The organism is Terriglobia bacterium, assembly GCA_020073185.1.
In the GTDB taxonomy this organism is placed as follows: Bacteria; Acidobacteriota; Terriglobia; order Terriglobales; family Acidobacteriaceae; genus JAIQGF01.
This window is the reverse complement of the sequence record JAIQFT010000013.1, coordinates 92,805-109,324: the sequence shown is the minus strand read 5'-3', so window position 1 is coordinate 109,324 and position 16,520 is coordinate 92,805. Positions and strand designations below refer to the sequence as shown.

The window sequence follows — 16,520 nt, the reverse complement described above, 5'->3', positions numbered from 1 at the left end:
CTGCAGCCTGAAGCCTCCGTATAATACCGCCATGCTCTGCATCCGTCCGGCCACTCCGGAGGACATTCCTCTGGTCCTCGAATTCATTCGTGAACTGGCCGCATACGAGCGCGCGCCCGAGCAGGCCATCGCCCGTCCCGAGGATTTGCTGCGCGACGGCTGGGGTCCGGCGCCGAAATTCCGCGTCCTCATCGCCGAATGGCGCCGCCAGCCCGCCGGATTCGCCCTCTTCTTCTTCAACTACTCCACCTGGCAGGGACGTCCGGGGCTGTATCTGGAAGATTTGTTCGTGCGGCCGGCGTTTCGCGGCCGAGGTATCGGCAAGGCGCTGCTGGTGCATCTGGCAAAAATCGCGGTGAGCGAGAACTGCGGCCGTTTTCAGTGGCAGGTGCTTGACTGGAACCAACCCTCGATTGAATTCTACGAAGCTCTCGGTGCGCAAAGGATGACCGAGTGGCTCACCATGCGCGTGGCAGGCGAAGCGCTGGAGAAACTTGCGAAAACAGACCTGAGCACAAAGGACACGAAGGATCACCAAGGCAACGCGGTTACTTCGTGAACCTTCGTGCCCTTCGTGGTTGAGCTTGGTTATGCCCGAGCAGACAGTCAAAATCATCGGCGCGGGTCTGGCTGGATGCGAGGCCGCCTGGCAGTGTGCCCGCCGCGGCATCCCGGTCGAGCTTTACGAAATGCGCCCGCGACGGACCACGCCCGCGCATCGGACCGCCGATTTCGCGGAGTTGGTCTGTTCCAACTCGCTCAAGTCGATGTCGGAATTCACCGCTCCCTGGCTGCTTAAGGAAGAAATGCGCCGCGCCGACTCGCTGTTGCTGGAGATCGCGCGCCAGACCGCCGTCCCGGCCGGGCACGCCCTCGCCGTAGACCGCGCCATGTTCGCTGCCCAGGTCACCGAGGCCGTCTCCCACCACCCGCACATCACAGTCATTCGCGAGGAGGTAACGCAGATTGACGAAGACTCCGGTATCGCCATCATCGCCACCGGGCCCCTGACCTCGGATTCGTTAGCGAACGACATCGCGCGCCTGAGCGCACACGCGGGGGCGGGTGTGCCACACCTGTTCTTCTACGACTCCATCAGCCCGATCGTGGACGCCGAATCCATCGACCGCTCGCGCGTCTACCTGGCAGCGCGCTACGGCAAGGGCTCCGCCGACTACATCAACTGCCCGATGTCGCACGAGGAGTACGACCGCTTCTACGACGCCCTCCTCGCCGCGCAATCCGTCGAAGGCCACGACTGGGAGAATCTGAATTATTTCGAGAGCTGTTTGCCGATCGAGGAAATCGCGCGCCGCGGCCGCGATACCCTGCGCTTCGGACCGATGAAGCCCGTCGGCCTGGTGGACCCGCGCACCGGGCAGCGCCCCTTCGCCGTGGTGCAGTTGCGTCAGGAGAACCTGCGCGCCGACTCCTACAACATCGTCGGCTTCCAGAATCACCTGCGCTTCCCCGAGCAGGAACTGGTCTTCCGCCTCATCCCCGGCCTGGAAAAGGCCCGCTTCCTGCGCTACGGCCAGATCCATCGCAATACCTACATCAATGCGCCTGCACTGCTCACACCCACGCTGCAGATGAAAGCGCACCCACGCGTGCTGTTCGCGGGGCAAATTGCAGGCGTGGAAGGCTATGTCGAATCCATCGCCACCGGGCTGCTCGCGGGGCTGCACGCCGCCGCCCTGGTGCGCGACGCCCAATCGCTGCCCGCTCCGCGCGCCACCGCCTTCGGATCGCTGGTCCACTACATCACGCAGAGCGACGCGCGCGATTTCCAGCCCGCCAACATCACATTTGATTTATTGCCGCCGCTGAATGGTGAGAAGAGGATTCGGGACCGCGCTCTACGCCATCGCCGGCAGTGCGAACGCGCTCTCGCCGACCTGGAAGCCTGGCTGCGCGAATTTGAAAAACGCTTCCTTCCCCTGCGCGCCGAATCCCCTGCCCGCCCTGGCCCCACCCGCGTCGGTCCAATCTCCCACCGAAGCGATTCACCGCGGAGGCACGGGGAATTCAGAATGAAGGACTGAGAATGAAGAATTGCGGCGCAGTGACATCGCGCGGCGCTGCCGGCATTCCTAATTCTTCATTGGGTTGTGATCCGCACAAACCTCAGCTCCGGGTATCCCTGGTCCCAATCCGCCGAGATGTGCTCGAAGGTCAGCCGGAAATCGCGCGTCTGATTGGGTGTGAGCGGGGCGGCGCTGAGTGGGGCGACATCGGGAAAGCCCGCCAGGCCGGTGTGGTAGAGCATCAGCGGCAGCGTCTCGCGCTGCACCACCTGTCCCATGGAGTTGCGAAAGATGGCCTCGACGGTTGCGCCCGCCACCGTCTTGCTGCCGAGGTTGGCAATCTTGCCGTCGAGGTAGCTGACACTGGCGCCGACAAAATTGGTTGCCGCACTCAGCTTCGGGTCGGAGAGGCGCAGGAACTCCGCGTAGGGGTCAATCGCCACTGCCGCGGGCTGCTTCGCCGGCCGTCCGATGATCAGCATCACCGCCACGACGACCACGACCACCATCGCGCCAAGCGCCAGCGGCATCCAGCGTCGTTTCTCTTCCTGGCGCGGCGAGAACACGTCTCCTGTGCTCATACGCGAAGGATTGTCGCTTGCGCGCGCCGCAAAAGCAAACTGCCCTTCTGCTCTGCTGCAGGCAGGCCCGCAGGGGCTGAAGCCCAGATTCTGTAAACGTGACTTTGCGGCACGACTGAAAGACATGCCCTGACACGGGACTCCGGCTCCGTGTCAGAATTCAGATAAACGCGCTTGTGTCAGGGCACGACTGGCTCGTGTCAGGGCACGACTGGCTCGTGTCTGGCTCGTCAGGGCACGACTCTCCGTGTCAGGGCTGGGCTCGTGTCAGGGCACGACTTTCAGTCGTGCCGCAAAGCCGCGACCTGTATACCGTGCGCAAGTTGCTGGTTCTATTAGAGGCCCGGGGAGGGGGTGGTATACCGTCCAAGGTTTACCGATGCGTCAACTCATTCGCCCGCGACCGTCAGCCCATCGAGCCGCAGCGTGGGAGCCGCCACGGCGCCGCGGAACTCCAGGTCGCTGCCGATTTCGGCGATGTTGAGCAGCATGTCTTGTAGGTTTCCGGCCACCGTGATCTCCTCGACCGGATACGCCAGCTCGCCGCCCGCGATCCACAACCCGGATGCGCCGCGCGAGAAGTCGCCGGTGACCAGGTTCACGCCGAAGCCGAGAAACTCGGTGACGTACAGGCCCTCCGCCACTCCCGCGATGATCTCCTCCGGTTTCTTGGTTCCCGGTTGCAGGAAGAAGTTGCCGATTCCAATAGAAGGATTTCCCGCCAGGCCGCGCGCCGCATTGCCGGTGGTTTGGAGGCCGAGTTTTTTCGCGGTATAGGTGTTCAGCAGGTAGGACTTGAGCACGCCGTTCTCGATCACCACGGTGTGCCGCGTGGGCACGCCTTCGCTGTCGAAGGGGCTGGTGCCGAAGCCGCCGCGCAGCGTACCGTCGTCAATGACGGTGACGTTGGTGCCGGCGACGCGCTCGCCCAGCTTGCCCGCCAGGAACGACGCGCCGCGGTAGATGGAGTCGCCGTTGACCGCCTCGAAGATGTGCTCCATCAGCGAACGCGCCATCAGCGGGTCGAGGATGACCGGAACTTTCGCGGTCTTGACCTTGCGCGCGCCCAGCCTGCGCAGCGTGCGTTGCGCGGCGATGCGGCCCACCTGCTCGGGATCGTCCAGCTTCTTCAGCGTGCGCGCCACCGAGTACCAGTAGTCACGCTGCATCGAGCCGCCTTCCTGCGCGATAGGCACGGCGGAAACCGAGCAGTAGGAGTTGCGGTACCCGCCGACAAAGCCGTGCGAATTAGCCAGCACTTTTTGTCCATCGGCGGCGTCGAACGAGCCGCCTTCGGAGTTGTTGATCCGCTGATCAACCGCGAGCGCCGCTTTCTCTGCGCGCCGCGCGTAGTCAATGCGCTGCTCGCCGGAGAGCGAGTACACGTCGTCGAAGTAAAGATCGAGATCGCCACCGATGGAGCCGAGCTGCGAAGGCTCCGGCAAGCCCGCGTGCGGATCCTCTGACGTGACCTCCGCCAGCGCCAGCGCCGACGACACCATCTGGTCCAGGCCTTCCGGCGAAAGATCGCTGCTGTAGGTGGAAGCCGCGCGCTGCCCGCGAAACACGCGCACCCCGATCGCCTTCGAGCCCGATTCTTTCAGCGTCTCCACCTGCCCGAGCCGGACCACGGTGGAGAATTCGTTGCCCTCGCGCACCACGGCTTCGGCGGCACTCGCGCCGCCGCGCATGGCGCGGTTCACGACATCGACAGCGATTTCTTTTAGGTCCATCTCTCTCAATTGGGTGATTTGCTGGTTGGGTTATCTGCCGCTTTACTACCGAACTCTGGCAGATATGACGCCGGCGGACAGTCAAAGGCCGCTTCCGTTTTCGTGCAGTGTCGAAAGGCTTCCAGGATTGTTCCTGTATCTATGTAGTTTGCCTCAACACTGGCTTGGCCCTGCTCTGGCAATTCGACAATAGCTGCACGCTCTCGCAATGCGTTAAGCATGGGGGGAGATACGACAACCCGCCAATAGTCGTGATCGTAGATAAAGACGCGGTACTTGCCGGGAGAGAGGCCCCTAAATTCGTTGCGCCCGTTTAACACCGGAAGGGACCGTCCTGAATACCGAGGTGTGATGTAGGGGTCGTCGGGAAATAGCAGTCCATCGACCTTGCCGGCGTTAGTCGGTATTCCATGTACATCGACAACTGCAGTCGATTCCCTAAGACTAACGACTATCTGCAGGGGAGCGGTGTCGTCCGGCTCCAAGCCAAAGCGATCGGGATTCAGCGCCTTGTTTCCCATTGCAAAAATTCGGATCAGCCCCGGAAACGGCAATGACAACGAATACTGCCCTGCAGGAACGTTTTTGAGGACGAATTTGCCAGTCTTGTCGGGATCTGCGGTGATTGATTGCATAGTGGCCAGTGAACGAATCGTGACAGGCAGCATTTCCACTGGGGTCGGAACAGCACCTGGAGGAATCTCAGCCAGTTCCAATTTCCCGGTGATGTCGCCCGCGGGAGCGACCTGAGAATGGGCTGCAAGGCTAGCTACGAAGAGGCTTCCAGCAAGGAGCAACGTGCGCAAAACCTGCGTTCCACTTCTCATCTACTGTCCCGTCCCGCCGACGGTGATGCGATCCACCTTCAGGGTCGGAATGCCGACGCCGACCGGGACCGACTGACCGTCCTTGCCGCAGGTGCCGACGCCTTCGTCAAGTTTGAGGTCGTTGCCCACCATGGACACCCGCGTGAGCACGTCAGGCCCGTTGCCAATGAGGGTGCAGTTTTTCAGGGGCGCGGTAACGTGGCCGTCCTCGATCAGGTACGCCTCCGAGGCGGAGAAGACGAACTTGCCGTTGGTGATGTCCACCTGCCCGCCGCCGAAGTTGGCGGCAAACACGCCGCGCTGGACGGAGCGGATGATGTCTTCTGGAGAATCGGTGCCGCTGAGCATGTAGGTATTGGTCATGCGCGGCATGGGAATGTGCTCGTAGCTTTCGCGGCGGCCATTGCCGGTATTGGCGATGCCCATCAGACGCGCCGAGAGCTTGTCGCTCAGGTAGCCCTTGAGAATGCCCTTCTCGATCAGCACCGTTTCTTGCGTGGTATTGCCCTCGTCGTCCACGTTGAGCGAGCCGCGGCGATTGGGGACAGTGCCGTTGTCCACCACGGTGCACTTCTCGCTGGCCACGCGCGTGCCCAACCGCCCGGTGAACGCCGACGTGCCTTTGCGGTTGAAGTCGGCTTCCAGGCCGTGGCCGATGGCTTCGTGCAGCAGGATTCCGGGCCATCCCGGTCCGAGCACCACTTCCATCTCGCCCGCAGGCGCTTCGCGCGCATCGAGCTGGATGATGGCCTGGCGCGCAGCCTCCTCGGCGAAGTGTTCCGGAGTCTTCTCGCTGCGAAAGAATTCCAGCGATACGCGCCCGCCGCCGCCCGACGTGCCTTTCGACGATTGCCCGTTATTGCGGCCGAGGCAGAGCACGCTCATGCGCGCCAACGGCTGCGAGTCTTCGGCAAGCGTGCCGTCGGAGCCGACGACGAGGATGCGACGCAACTCGTCGGCGTAGCTGGCGCGGACTTCCTTGATGCGCGGATCGTAGGCGCGCGCGGCACGGTCGGCCCGCATGACCAGAATTAGCTTCTCGCGCACGTCGGAGCTGACCGAGGGAAGCGCTACCGGATACAGATTGCGCCCGCGGTTTTCCTGGAGGCTGACTTCGGGCTGCTTCGCGGGACCGCGGGCGATGAGCGCGGCGGTGCGCGCGGCGCGCAGGATTCTCTCCGGCGCGAGGTCGTCGGTGTAGGCGTAGCCGGTGCGCTCGCCGCTGAGCACGCGTACCCCGCACCCGGCGGAGATGCCCTGCGTCGCCGACTTCACCATGGATTCATCCACCATGATGGAGGTCGTGGTCAGGTACTCGAAGTAGAGGTCAGCGTAGTCGCCGCCCGCCGACAGCGCCGCCGCTAGGTAGCGCTGCAAGTCGGCTTCGGACAACCCATAACGATCGAAGAAATAATTGCCGTTGTGCATAACAGTGATTGGATGCGACAGGCGCTCGCATCGACCCCAAGTCATTGTAAATGGGTTGTAGGTGACCGGCACGGCCCGAGTCGGCTCCTAATCTTGCGAAATGCGGTCGATTGGAGAGTGCAGATTTTCTCCGTGTCACGGTGCCTCCGCGGTGGAACAATGAGCAGCTCGCATGAACCTCGAACTGCTAACGCGCGAGTTGCAGGAATTTCTCGGCGGCTCGACCGAGGCTGTCGTGCTGGAAGACGGCGCGGTGGCGTTCGACCTGCGCGAGGCGCGGTATTCGATCTCCGAGCAACATGGGAAATGCCTGCTGCACTTGTGGTCGCACGAGAGGAATGTCGTTCGGCGGGTTTTGGAAGTGGAGAGCGGGAAGGACTCGCTGCAGTTAACCGTGCTGCGCTTCGGACAGACGCGCCCCACGAAGCTGGAAATTTGCCGCAGCCGCGATCGGCGCAGTGTGTCGGCCAAGAATACGGCGCGCGCGCAGTACCGGTCGCTGCTGACGCGGCTGGTCGAACGCGAGTTCCCCACCCACAAGCTCGGCCGGCTCACTTCCTCCACGGACCTGGAGCACTCCTTCGGTCCGGTGTACGCGCGCGGCGTGCTGCGGCGTGGCAACGCGTGGACGGCGGTGCTGGGCGTGAACGCGGAAGAGTTGCAGGCGTCCATTGATGGCTCGCTGACATTCGGCCTATTGTGGCTGGATAATTTGCGCGAGCGCTGCGGCAAGAATTTTGTCGAGAGCCTGGCGTTGTTCGTGCCCGCGGGGACCTCGGCCGTGGTGCGGGCGCGCATGGCGCACCTGGCGCGCGGCGCTTGTAAGTGGCGGCTGTTGGAAGTGCACGAGCCCAGCGGCGAAATGCGGGAGATTGATTGCAGCGATGCGGGCAACATCGAGACGCGGCTGGTGCGCTGCGCCGATGAAGCTGCCGCGCGCGCGCGCTTCCAAACGTCCATAGCGCGTGTGCTGTCACTTGTACCGCAGGCGGACATTGCCATAGTCTCGCCGGGCGAGATCGCGTTGCGCCTGCACGGCCTGGAGTTCGCGCGGGCGCGCATGGCGATGAACGAGGCATCGTTTCGCGCATCCGAGGAGCTGGTGTTCGGCGCGGGCGCCAGCGAGACCGTGGTAACGGACGACAACGCGGAGCAATTTGCCGCGTTCGTGGAGGTGGTCAGGGCGGCGCGGCAGGCGCACAGCGACCCGCTGCATCCGCTGCGGCGCGCGTGTCCGGAGCGCTGGCTGGAGTCGCTGGTCCTGCACGATGTTACGGCGATTGACGCGCGGCTGGACGCGGCCTGCGTGTACTCGCAGGTGCCGGCGTTTTCCGCCTCCGACCGCGCCATGATTGACGTGCTGGCGGCGACGCGGGAGCGCAGACTGGCGGTGATTGAGTTAAAGGCCGACGAGGACATCCACCTGCCGCTGCAAGGGCTGGACTACTGGGCGCGGGTGTGCTGGCACCAGCAGCGCGGCGAGTTTACTAAGTTCGGATACTTTCCCGGACGCGAGCTCTCGGCGGAGCCGCCGCTGCTGCTGCTGGTTGCGCCCGCGTTGCACGTGCATCCCGCGACCGATACGCTGTTGCGGTATCTTTCGCCGGCGATCGAGTGGCAGTTGGTCGCGGTGGATGAGCGCTGGAGAGAGGGGGTGCGGGTGGTGTTTCGCAAGCACCCAATTAAGGAATTGGCCGCAGATTTACGCAGATGAACGCGGATCGAAGAAATTAAGAATTAAGAAGTCAGAATGAAACAGCGATTGACGTTCTTGATCATTGTGAATCCGCGGTTAGTCTTTTCCCAATTCCGCTTCTCTCCCGCGGTTGATCCAGTAGTTGCGCGCGGTTTCGCTGAGGTCGGCGGCGGGTTTTTCGCCGCGAAAGACGCGCGAGATGCCGCGCACGATGCGGCGCATGGGAAGCTCGCCATTGTCCTCGGCGAAAAAAATTTCCCCGACTTTCGATGAGCGGTAGTACCAACGCTTGAGGATCGCCATGTGCTCCACGGTTTCATGGCGCGAGCAAGCTGCAGCGGGCGCAGCGGCGAGCGTTTCGGTGACGCGGGATTCCATGGAGTGCGGCTTGCGCGGGCCGGACGCAGACTCAGTCTCCACCTTGAGAAGGAAGGCGATCGGGTCGGACAGGCAGCCGGCTTGAAGGCGGAAGAAGGTCACCGAATCGGGCTGCGCAGACGGCTGAATCAAGAGGCCGGCGAGGCCGGCGAGGCGGTGCACGATTTCGGGCAATTGCGCGACCACAGGTTTCAGCTTATCGAGTTGGCCGTGCAGAGCGGCCGCGGTTTCGAATTCAAGGTCGGTGGAGGCCTTGTCGCGGGCGGCACAGATTTCGCGAATCAGCGACTGGCCGCGCGAGTCGAAGAAGGTCTCGACGCGCGCGACTTCGGCGGCGTACTGTTCGTCGGTGCAGCCCTTGAAGCAGGGTGCCAGGCACATCTTCATTTCTGAGTAGACGCAGCCGGGAAACGCGGGATCGGGATTCAGTTCCTCCACGCAGCGGCGGATCTTGAAATAGTCGAGCGCGTCGGTGGCGAACTTCTCGGCCGCCGCGCGCGAGGGGAAGGGGCCGTAGTAAACGCTCTTGCCGCTGCCCAAGTGGGTAGTGATGGAGACGCGCGGATAGCGGTTCTCCAAGCGAAATCGGGCCAGCGGCGCCGGACGCAGACGCAGCCGGTCCGGATACGTTTGGGGAAAAACTTCGCGCAGGGTTTGGTAGAGAACGAAGCTGGATTCAAAGTCCGAGCCGGTGGGCGCGTATTCGATGGATGCGACGCGATCGCGCAAGTTGAGCTTGCGGGTGCGCTCTTCGCTTGGGCCGAGCAGGCGAATGAGACGACGGCGAAGATTGGCAGTCTTGCTGACGTAAGGCTTGGATTGCGGATCGCCTCCGCGCAGCAGGAAAACCGCGGGCGCGGCGGGCACGGTGGCGAAGAGGTCGCCATCGCGCTCAGGGCGGAATTCAAGCTGCACGGGGAGCACGAGAACCATTCTAGCCGTTGACTAACGCAGAGAAGCGCGGATTAGAAACCGGTTTACCCGTTTATGACTCGGTGGCGTTCAGGTGGGATGGGATCTCTTTCACTTTGAGCTCGCTTCAGTACTTGCGTGTCCTGCACGCCGCTGGAAAGCCACCGGTCCAAGTCTTCATTCTTGCCGAATTCTGGATCTGCGAAGAAGCCTGCCCGGGTGCCAGGTTGGAGAACCACCGGGGAAGACCTCATGTCGAGGCGCTTTTGGAATACCTCAGGCGATTTGAAAATGTGGTCGAGCCAATCACAGTAGCCGTGCGCCACATGAAATTCACTCCGGCTGAGGTTGCCAATCGCTTGCATACCCGCCTGCTTGGCGACATCGAAGTCGCCGCCGTTCTCCTCGGCCAATTCCATCAACCGGTGCGCACACGCCATTCGCCTGGATTCCGTGAGCTTGTATCGGGGATCGCGCGTGAACGTGTTGCAGTAATATTCAAACAGCTCCTCCACTGTTTTTTGTATCAAGTCAGGTGAGATCGAGATAGTAGAAGAAGAGAAAGACAAGGATGTTTGTCTTTGATCGTCTTTTCCACTCCCTTTTTTTCCACGTCTGTCGAAATCCATCTGACGCCGCGCCTGTTGCTCCAGCACCCTGACCAAACGCTCGTTGTAGATCCATTCTCGCCCGTCCATCTGCCGACGCTTGAAGCAAGCCATCACGACCACAGACTCCTGTTCGAAGTACTGTTTCGTGCGCGCACCCGCAAGCCGCCACAGTGACCCGTCGAGAGGCAAATACCCCGGTCGTACCGAGTGTGCCGACAACAGCAGCAACTGAATGTACCAGCCCCGCTGGTAGTCTTTCATCTGAAGCCACGAACTGGAGCTGAGAATCTTTTCCACGTACAGTGGGAACCAACTCAGCTTGGGCAACGGTTCTTCCATGTCCTACGGTTTGCCCTTCCTAGGCCGGTAGTCATCGCCGTTCATTGGTACGGATAGACACATCTCATGCAGGCGGGAACGTACCCTCTCTCCTACCCGGTCGCCCAGAGTTTCCTCAACATTTGCTTGTTTGGCGCGGCTCTGGTCCGGATGGGCTTCAATCGGAGATTTGGCAGGAGGTGCATCGGCGAAATTGGTGGTTACGATGGTTGTCTTAGCATCGCTATAACGAGCGTTGATGATACGAGTAACTGTTTCTTGTACCCACTCAGTTGGCGTCAAAGCCCCAAGTTCATCCAGCACCAAGACTTCCGTATCGAGCAGCGGTTGCAAGACTTGCAATTCACTCTGTTGCGATTGTGGTCCGTAGGTGTCTTGGATTTGCTTCAGTAGTACACGGTAATCGCAGAATACGCACTGAATTCCCTTGGTCAGTATCAACTCGCGCGCGATTCCAGCGGCGAGGTGAGTCTTGCCGACACCGATAGGACCAATCAATAGCAATCCCATCTTCTCGACCGGATAAGATTCCACGAACTTCTCAGCAACTTTCTTCGCCCTCGCCAGCAAGGGATTATGCGCGACGAAGTTGGACAGTTCACAGTGTTCGTAGCGTTTGGGGATGCGCGCCTGCTGGAGCAGGTTCTGATTGCGCTCCTGACGGCGACAGTCACAACGGGTGACGCGGCGATCGCGGCCTGCGCCGATGGCCTTCCAACCGGTGTCGGCGCACACCGGGCACAGCTTGGTGGTGTCCATGGGGCTCGGCAGATACATTGCGACAAGACGGAGTTGGGCGCAAGAGCAATTCATGGTAACGCGCACCGGGGAGAGTGCGAGTGAAGTGAATTTGCTGTGGACGGCAGAGGAAATCGGGAAAGCGCCGCGCTTCGTTGTGCTACCTTATCCGGTTTGGCGTGTTGTCACCCATGATGCGAGCGTCCTCATGAAGATGAAAGTCCGTAAGGCGGTGTTCCCGGCTGCTGGCCTGGGCACGCGTTTTCTTCCCGCCACCAAGGCGCAACCGAAGGAAATGCTGCCGCTGGTGGATAAGCCCATCATCCAGTACGGCGTCGAGGAAGCGATGGCGTCCGGCTGCGACCAGATCATCATCGTTACCGGCCGCGGCAAGAGCGCCATCGAGGACCATTTCGACGTCAGCTACGAGCTGGAAAAAATGCTGGAGGAGCGCGGCAAGACCGAACTGCTGGCGGTGGTGCGCCACATTTCCGACATGATTCACGTCGCCTACGTGCGTCAGAAGGAAGCGATGGGACTGGGGCACGCGGTGCTGATGGCGCGCGAACTCGTCGGCTACGAACCCTTCGCCGTGCTGCTCGCCGACGACGTCATTGACGCCGAGGTCCCCTGCCTGAAGCAAATGGTGGAGGTGTTCGAGGAGACGCAATCGTCCGTGATCGCCACGCAAACCGTCGAAGGCAAGGCGATCTCGGCCTACGGCGTGATTGACGCCAAGCCGGTAAACGGTCGCTGGCAAGGCAAGCTGTTCGATATCCAAAATCTGGTGGAGAAGCCGCGGCCCGAGGAAGCGCCGTCGAACCAGGCGGTGATCGGGCGCTACATCCTCACGCCCACCATTTTCGAAATGCTGGAAAACACCCCGCTGGGTGCCGGCGGCGAATTGCAGCTCACCGACGGAATGCGCCAGTTGCTCAAGCGGGAGAAAATCTATGCCTACAAATTCGACGGCACGCGCCACGATACCGGCGACAAGCTCGGATTCCTGAAGGCGACGGTGGAATTCGCCCTCAAGCGCGAGGATCTGGGCGGGCCGCTGCGCGAATGGATGAAGAAGCTGGAGCTATAGCGTTGCCGCCTCCCACTTTGGTGGTAGTTACCAAAGTTAGCGTCCCTCACATGCGTGTGTGACCCAAGTCGCTTACGTGCCGGCAATTCTGCTGCCAAGCTGGTAGAGCGTAACGGGAATACGCGCGGCGCGCCTTCGACCCGGCACCGCCCTGGAATCGCGAGCTGATCCTCCGACTCGCAGCCCCTCCGATTCAATCCCGCAATGAAATCTGGTGCATATAGGGGCGGCCATGGCTTCCGACAGCGGCAAATATCGCAGATTCGAAGAGGAATTCCTGATCCCCATCGGCTTCGGCTGGACGGTAATGGTGATCGCGCTCTATATCGCGGTAGTGGTGTTGCAGTAGGCTGCAGGCCTCAGGCTTCAGGAACGACGTCACCCACGTCATACGCCTGCAGCCTGGAGCCTGAAGCCTGGAGTCACACCAACACGCCGCTGAAGGCTTCGCGCGCGGCCGCGATGGTCTGGCTGATGTCTTCGTCGGTGTGGGCCGCGCTCAGGAAGGCCGCCTCAAACTGCGAGGGCGGCAGGTACACCCCGGCATTCAGCATACCGTGATGGAAGCGGCCGAACTTCTGCGTGTCGCAGGTCGCCGCTGCCAGCCAGTCCGTCACCGTCTCCGGAGTAAAAAACCAGGTGAACATGGATCCGACGCGGTTGGCGGTCACCTGCACGCCGGCTTCGCGTGCCGCTTCCGTGACCATCTCCACCAGCGTGGCCGCCACGCGTTCCAAGCGGCCGTAGATTTCGCGGTTGTCGCGCAGGTGGCGGATGGTCGCCAGCCCCGCGGCCATGGCGAGAGGATTTCCCGAGAGCGTGCCCGCTTGGTACACCGGCCCGAGCGGCGCAATCATGTCCATGATGTCGCTGGGCCCGCCGTAGGCGCCCACCGGCAAGCCGCCACCGATGATCTTGCCCAGCGTGGTCAGGTCGGGACGCGTGCCGTACAGTTCCTGCGCGCCGCCGAAGGCCACGCGGAAGCCGGTCATCACTTCGTCGAAGATGAGCAGCGCGTTGTCGCGCGAGGTGAGGTAGCGCAGCGCGTCCAAGTATCCTTTCTGCGGCGGCACGCAACCCATGTTGCCGACCACCGGCTCCACAATTACGCACGCGATCTGACCCTTGTATTTCTTGAACGCCTCCTCGACCGCGCTGGGATCGTTGTACGGCAGCGCGAGCGTGAACTGCACAAATTCCTCGGGCACACCGGCCGAGCCGGGGATGCCCAGCGTCGCCACGCCCGAGCCGGCCTTCACCAGCAGCGCGTCGCTGTGGCCGTGATAGCAGCCTTCGAATTTCACGATGTACTTGCGCTGCGTGTAGGCGCGCGCCAGGCGGATGGCCGACATGGTCGCTTCCGTCCCCGAGTTGACGAAGCGCACATTCTCCATGGAGGGGTAGGCGTCGAGCACGGCCTCGGCGAGATCGATTTCAGATGGGGTTGATGCGCCGAAGCTGGTGCCGCGGCGCGCCGCGTCAATCGCCGCTTCGATCACCGTTGGGGCGGCGTGCCCCAGAATCAGCGGTCCCCAGGAACCGACATAGTCAAGGTACTCGTTGCCGTCGGCATCCCAGATGCGCGCGCCTTCGCCGCGGGTGATGAACGGCGGGTCGCCGCCCACGGCGCGAAAGGCGCGCACCGGTGAGTTCACCCCGCCCGGAATAACCGCTTCGGCGCGCAGGCGGAGTTCGCGCGATTTGTCGAATCTGCGGGCCATAGGGTTCTCCTGCGCGATGGCAAACTCCGTACTATAACAGCCCGGTAGCTGCCGCTCCGGTCTGGGTGCTGGCGCTAAACCTGCATATGGATTCTTGATTCACCTCGGAGGCGAGAGGACACAGAGGAAATAGAAAACGCCCTTTCTCCGTGCCTTTTGTGTCTCCGTGGTGAAAACCGACTACAATCGCGCCGAGGTACATCGGAGTCATCGTGCAAGACGTACGCGTCACGGACTGGACCGAGCTCAACCGCGCGCTCTTCGAGAACACCTGGAACCAGGCCATCCGGCGCTTCCGCTCCGATTTCGTCTATCGCGGTATGGGTGACGCCGCCGCCGACCTGCGCACCGGGTTGATGAAACTCGGCGGCAACATCCGTGAGGTCGAATTCCACATCCTGCGCAACTTCAAAAAGTATGCCCGCCAGGACGCCGTGCGCGAAGCCTCGGAATGGAACTGGCTCTCCGTCGCCCAGCACCACGGCGTGCCCACACGCCTGCTTGACTGGAGTTACTCCCCCTACGTCGCGCTGCACTTCGCGACCGAGGGACTGCAGGAGTACGACCGCGACGGCATCATCTGGTGCGTGAACTACGTCGCCGTGCACAAGTTGCTGCCGAGAGCCCTGCGCGAGGTACTCAGCGAAGAACGCTGCAACGCATTCACGGTGGAAATGGTAGAGAGGGCGGCCGGGTCGCTGCTCGCGCTGGAGAAGTTGTCGAAAGAAGATTTCGCCGTGTTTCTCGAGCCGCCCTCGCTCGACGAGCGCATCGTCAACCAGTTTTCCATTTTCGCCATGATGTCCAGCCCGCTGGCGCGCCTGGACGAATGGCTGGTGAAGGAGCACGGCGACCTGCTGCGCCGCATCATCATCCCCGCGGAACTGAAGTGGGAAGCGCGCGACAAGCTCGACCAGGCCAACATCACCGAGCGTGTCCTCTTCCCCGGCCTCGACGGCCTCGCGCGCTGGCTGATGCGGCACTACACGCCGAGAATTTGAAAGCGCCGCCACGGATTGGCACGGATTCACACGGATTTTTTATTTATTGTTCCGATCCTCGTTCATCCGCGGAAATCCGTGGCTGAAATTCTCTCACCGCGAAATACACCAGCACGCCCAACAATCCCAGGATCGCTCCCAATCCCAGCGCGGTGACCGGTCCGGCGCGCTCCGACTCGCCGCGCACGAAGGTCAGCACCAGCAGGGCCGACGGTCCGACTCCCAACGCAGCGGCGCCGACCAGCCCGCCCGGTGCGCGAAATCGCCGCGGCAAGTCCGGTTCGCGCACGCGCAGCACGACCAGCGCGACAAATTCCAGCAGCAACGCCACGCCGTAGAGGATGATGTCAATCAGCACCAGGCGCTCGAATCCCAGCGGGAGGCATACCGTCCACGCCACCGCGCACGCCAGGATCGACACCCACGGCGCCCCGGTTTTCGGATGCACGCGCAAAAACGCCGCCGGCAGAAATCCGTCGCGCGCCATGGCGAAGGGCACGCGCGTGTAGGATAGCACCAATGCGTTGGTCATGCCGAGACCACAGATCATCCCGCCGGCCACCACGGCCAGCCCCAGCCAGCGTCCGCCGAGCGCGCCTGCGGCTTCGACCCACGCGCCCGTAGTCCATGCGCTCGCGTCAATGCCGGCCAGCATCGCCGCGGCGACCGGGATGACGTACACCACCGCCACCAGAACCGCCGCACCGATCATCGCCCGCGGATAGGTGTGTTGCGGGTCCTGGACTTCGCCCGCGATGGTGGACGCGTTGTCCCACCCCATGTAGTTCCACATGGCGACCGAGAGCGCGCCGAGAAAATCCATCGACGAGCCGTGCGAGACCGCGCTGCCAGCCGGCCACATCGCGTAAACTGTCATAGCCGCGAAGGGCAACAGCAACGCGAGCATCAGGTACACCGAACTTTTTCCCACCGCGCGAATGCCCGCGATGTTCCAAAGCGCCGCCGTCGCCACCACCGCCGCGCCCACCAACAGCCCGTTGCGTCCGCGGCCCAGCGACGGCGCGAACTGTCCCAGGTAGAGCACGAACAGCGTGGGGTAGATGGCCATGTCGAAGATGGAGGCCAGCAGCGACAGCCACGCTTCCTGAAATCCCCAGAACGGCCCCAGCGCCCGGCGCACCCAGACGTAGTAGCCACCCTCCTCCGGCAGCGCGCCGGAAAGCTCGCCCACCATCAACGCCGTGGGCAGGCTCCAGATGAACGGCAGCACGACCAGCACGATAAGCGCGCGGGCGTAACCCGCCTTCTGAACCAGGTCCTCGAGTCCGTACGGCCCACCGGAAACCATGAAAAAGGTGGCGGCGATCATCGGCAGCAGGCCCAGACTGCGTCGAACTCTCGGAGCGGTCGGCATCCGGCGAATATAACTAAGTCAGAACCGCGGCGTAACAACGAATGCGCGATAATGTCCGACCGT

General features: G+C 62.4%; 14 protein-coding genes. 5 read left to right on the top strand and 9 right to left on the bottom strand.

Annotated features, from left to right (window positions below; all coding sequences use genetic code 11):
- Positions 1-31 precede the first annotated feature (31 nt).
- Together LAN64_06805 and trmFO are read left to right on the top strand one after the other, a co-directional pair.
- Positions 32-559 (top strand): GNAT family N-acetyltransferase, encoded by a 528-nt coding sequence (locus LAN64_06805; GenBank protein ID MBZ5567545.1) that lies wholly within the window; start codon positions 32-34, stop codon positions 557-559.
- A 31-nt stretch (positions 560-590) separates the two neighbouring features.
- The gene (gene trmFO / locus LAN64_06800) at positions 591-2,045 is read left to right on the top strand and encodes a methylenetetrahydrofolate--tRNA-(uracil(54)-C(5))-methyltransferase (FADH(2)-oxidizing) TrmFO (protein ID MBZ5567544.1); all 1,455 of its coding nucleotides are present in this window, start codon (positions 591-593) and stop codon (positions 2,043-2,045) included.
- A gap of 56 nt (positions 2,046-2,101) precedes the next feature.
- Here the strand turns inward: trmFO and LAN64_06795 are convergent, their stop codons facing one another.
- The 4 genes from LAN64_06795 to tldD form a co-directional block, all read right to left on the bottom strand.
- The gene (locus LAN64_06795) at positions 2,102-2,608 is read right to left on the bottom strand and encodes a DUF2393 domain-containing protein (protein ID MBZ5567543.1); all 507 of its coding nucleotides are present in this window, start codon (positions 2,606-2,608) and stop codon (positions 2,102-2,104) included.
- Positions 2,609-2,997: 389 nt separating this feature from the next.
- A complete protein-coding gene (locus tag LAN64_06790) occupies positions 2,998-4,341 on the bottom strand; it encodes a TldD/PmbA family protein (protein MBZ5567542.1) in 1,344 nt (447 codons plus the stop codon).
- A gap of 5 nt (positions 4,342-4,346) precedes the next feature.
- Entirely contained in the window at positions 4,347-5,147 is an 801-nt protein-coding gene (locus LAN64_06785) for a hypothetical protein (protein MBZ5567541.1), read from the bottom strand.
- 21 nt (positions 5,148-5,168) lie between these two features.
- Positions 5,169-6,596 carry a metalloprotease TldD gene (gene tldD / locus LAN64_06780; protein MBZ5567540.1) on the bottom strand — a complete coding sequence of 476 codons (1,428 nt, stop codon included), beginning with the start codon at positions 6,594-6,596 and terminating at the stop codon, positions 5,169-5,171.
- Between the two features lie 172 nt (positions 6,597-6,768).
- Here tldD and LAN64_06775 point away from each other — a divergent pair, with 172 nt between their 5' ends.
- On the top strand, positions 6,769-8,310 hold the full coding sequence (locus tag LAN64_06775) for a hypothetical protein (GenBank protein ID MBZ5567539.1): 1,542 nt from the start codon (positions 6,769-6,771) through the stop codon (positions 8,308-8,310).
- A 78-nt stretch (positions 8,311-8,388) separates the two neighbouring features.
- Here LAN64_06775 and LAN64_06770 read toward each other — a convergent pair whose 3' ends face one another.
- Genes LAN64_06770 through LAN64_06760 form a run of 3 tightly spaced genes read right to left on the bottom strand, consistent with a single transcriptional unit; the run spans position 8,389 to position 11,291 of the window.
- The gene (locus LAN64_06770; GenBank protein ID MBZ5567538.1) at positions 8,389-9,603 is read right to left on the bottom strand and encodes a hypothetical protein; all 1,215 of its coding nucleotides are present in this window, start codon (positions 9,601-9,603) and stop codon (positions 8,389-8,391) included.
- 44 nt (positions 9,604-9,647) lie between these two features.
- Positions 9,648-10,532 (bottom strand): hypothetical protein, encoded by an 885-nt coding sequence (locus LAN64_06765; GenBank protein ID MBZ5567537.1) that lies wholly within the window; start codon positions 10,530-10,532, stop codon positions 9,648-9,650.
- A gap of 3 nt (positions 10,533-10,535) precedes the next feature.
- Positions 10,536-11,291 carry an ATP-binding protein gene (locus LAN64_06760; protein MBZ5567536.1) on the bottom strand — a complete coding sequence of 252 codons (756 nt, stop codon included), beginning with the start codon at positions 11,289-11,291 and terminating at the stop codon, positions 10,536-10,538.
- 187 nt (positions 11,292-11,478) lie between these two features.
- On the opposite strand from LAN64_06760, the gene galU reads away from it, so the two are divergent.
- Positions 11,479-12,360 (top strand): UTP--glucose-1-phosphate uridylyltransferase GalU, encoded by an 882-nt coding sequence (gene galU / locus LAN64_06755; protein MBZ5567535.1) that lies wholly within the window; start codon positions 11,479-11,481, stop codon positions 12,358-12,360.
- A gap of 422 nt (positions 12,361-12,782) precedes the next feature.
- Here the strand turns inward: galU and hemL are convergent, their stop codons facing one another.
- Positions 12,783-14,081: a glutamate-1-semialdehyde 2,1-aminomutase gene (gene hemL / locus LAN64_06750; protein ID MBZ5567534.1), complete on the bottom strand. Its 1,299-nt coding sequence runs from the start codon at positions 14,079-14,081 to the stop codon at positions 12,783-12,785.
- 212 nt (positions 14,082-14,293) lie between these two features.
- Here hemL and LAN64_06745 point away from each other — a divergent pair, with 212 nt between their 5' ends.
- A complete protein-coding gene (locus LAN64_06745) occupies positions 14,294-15,082 on the top strand; it encodes an FRG domain-containing protein (protein MBZ5567533.1) in 789 nt (262 codons plus the stop codon).
- Positions 15,083-15,125: 43 nt separating this feature from the next.
- Here LAN64_06745 and LAN64_06740 read toward each other — a convergent pair whose 3' ends face one another.
- The gene (locus tag LAN64_06740) at positions 15,126-16,457 is read right to left on the bottom strand and encodes an APC family permease (protein ID MBZ5567532.1); all 1,332 of its coding nucleotides are present in this window, start codon (positions 16,455-16,457) and stop codon (positions 15,126-15,128) included.
- Between the last annotated feature and the right edge of the window lie 63 nt (positions 16,458-16,520).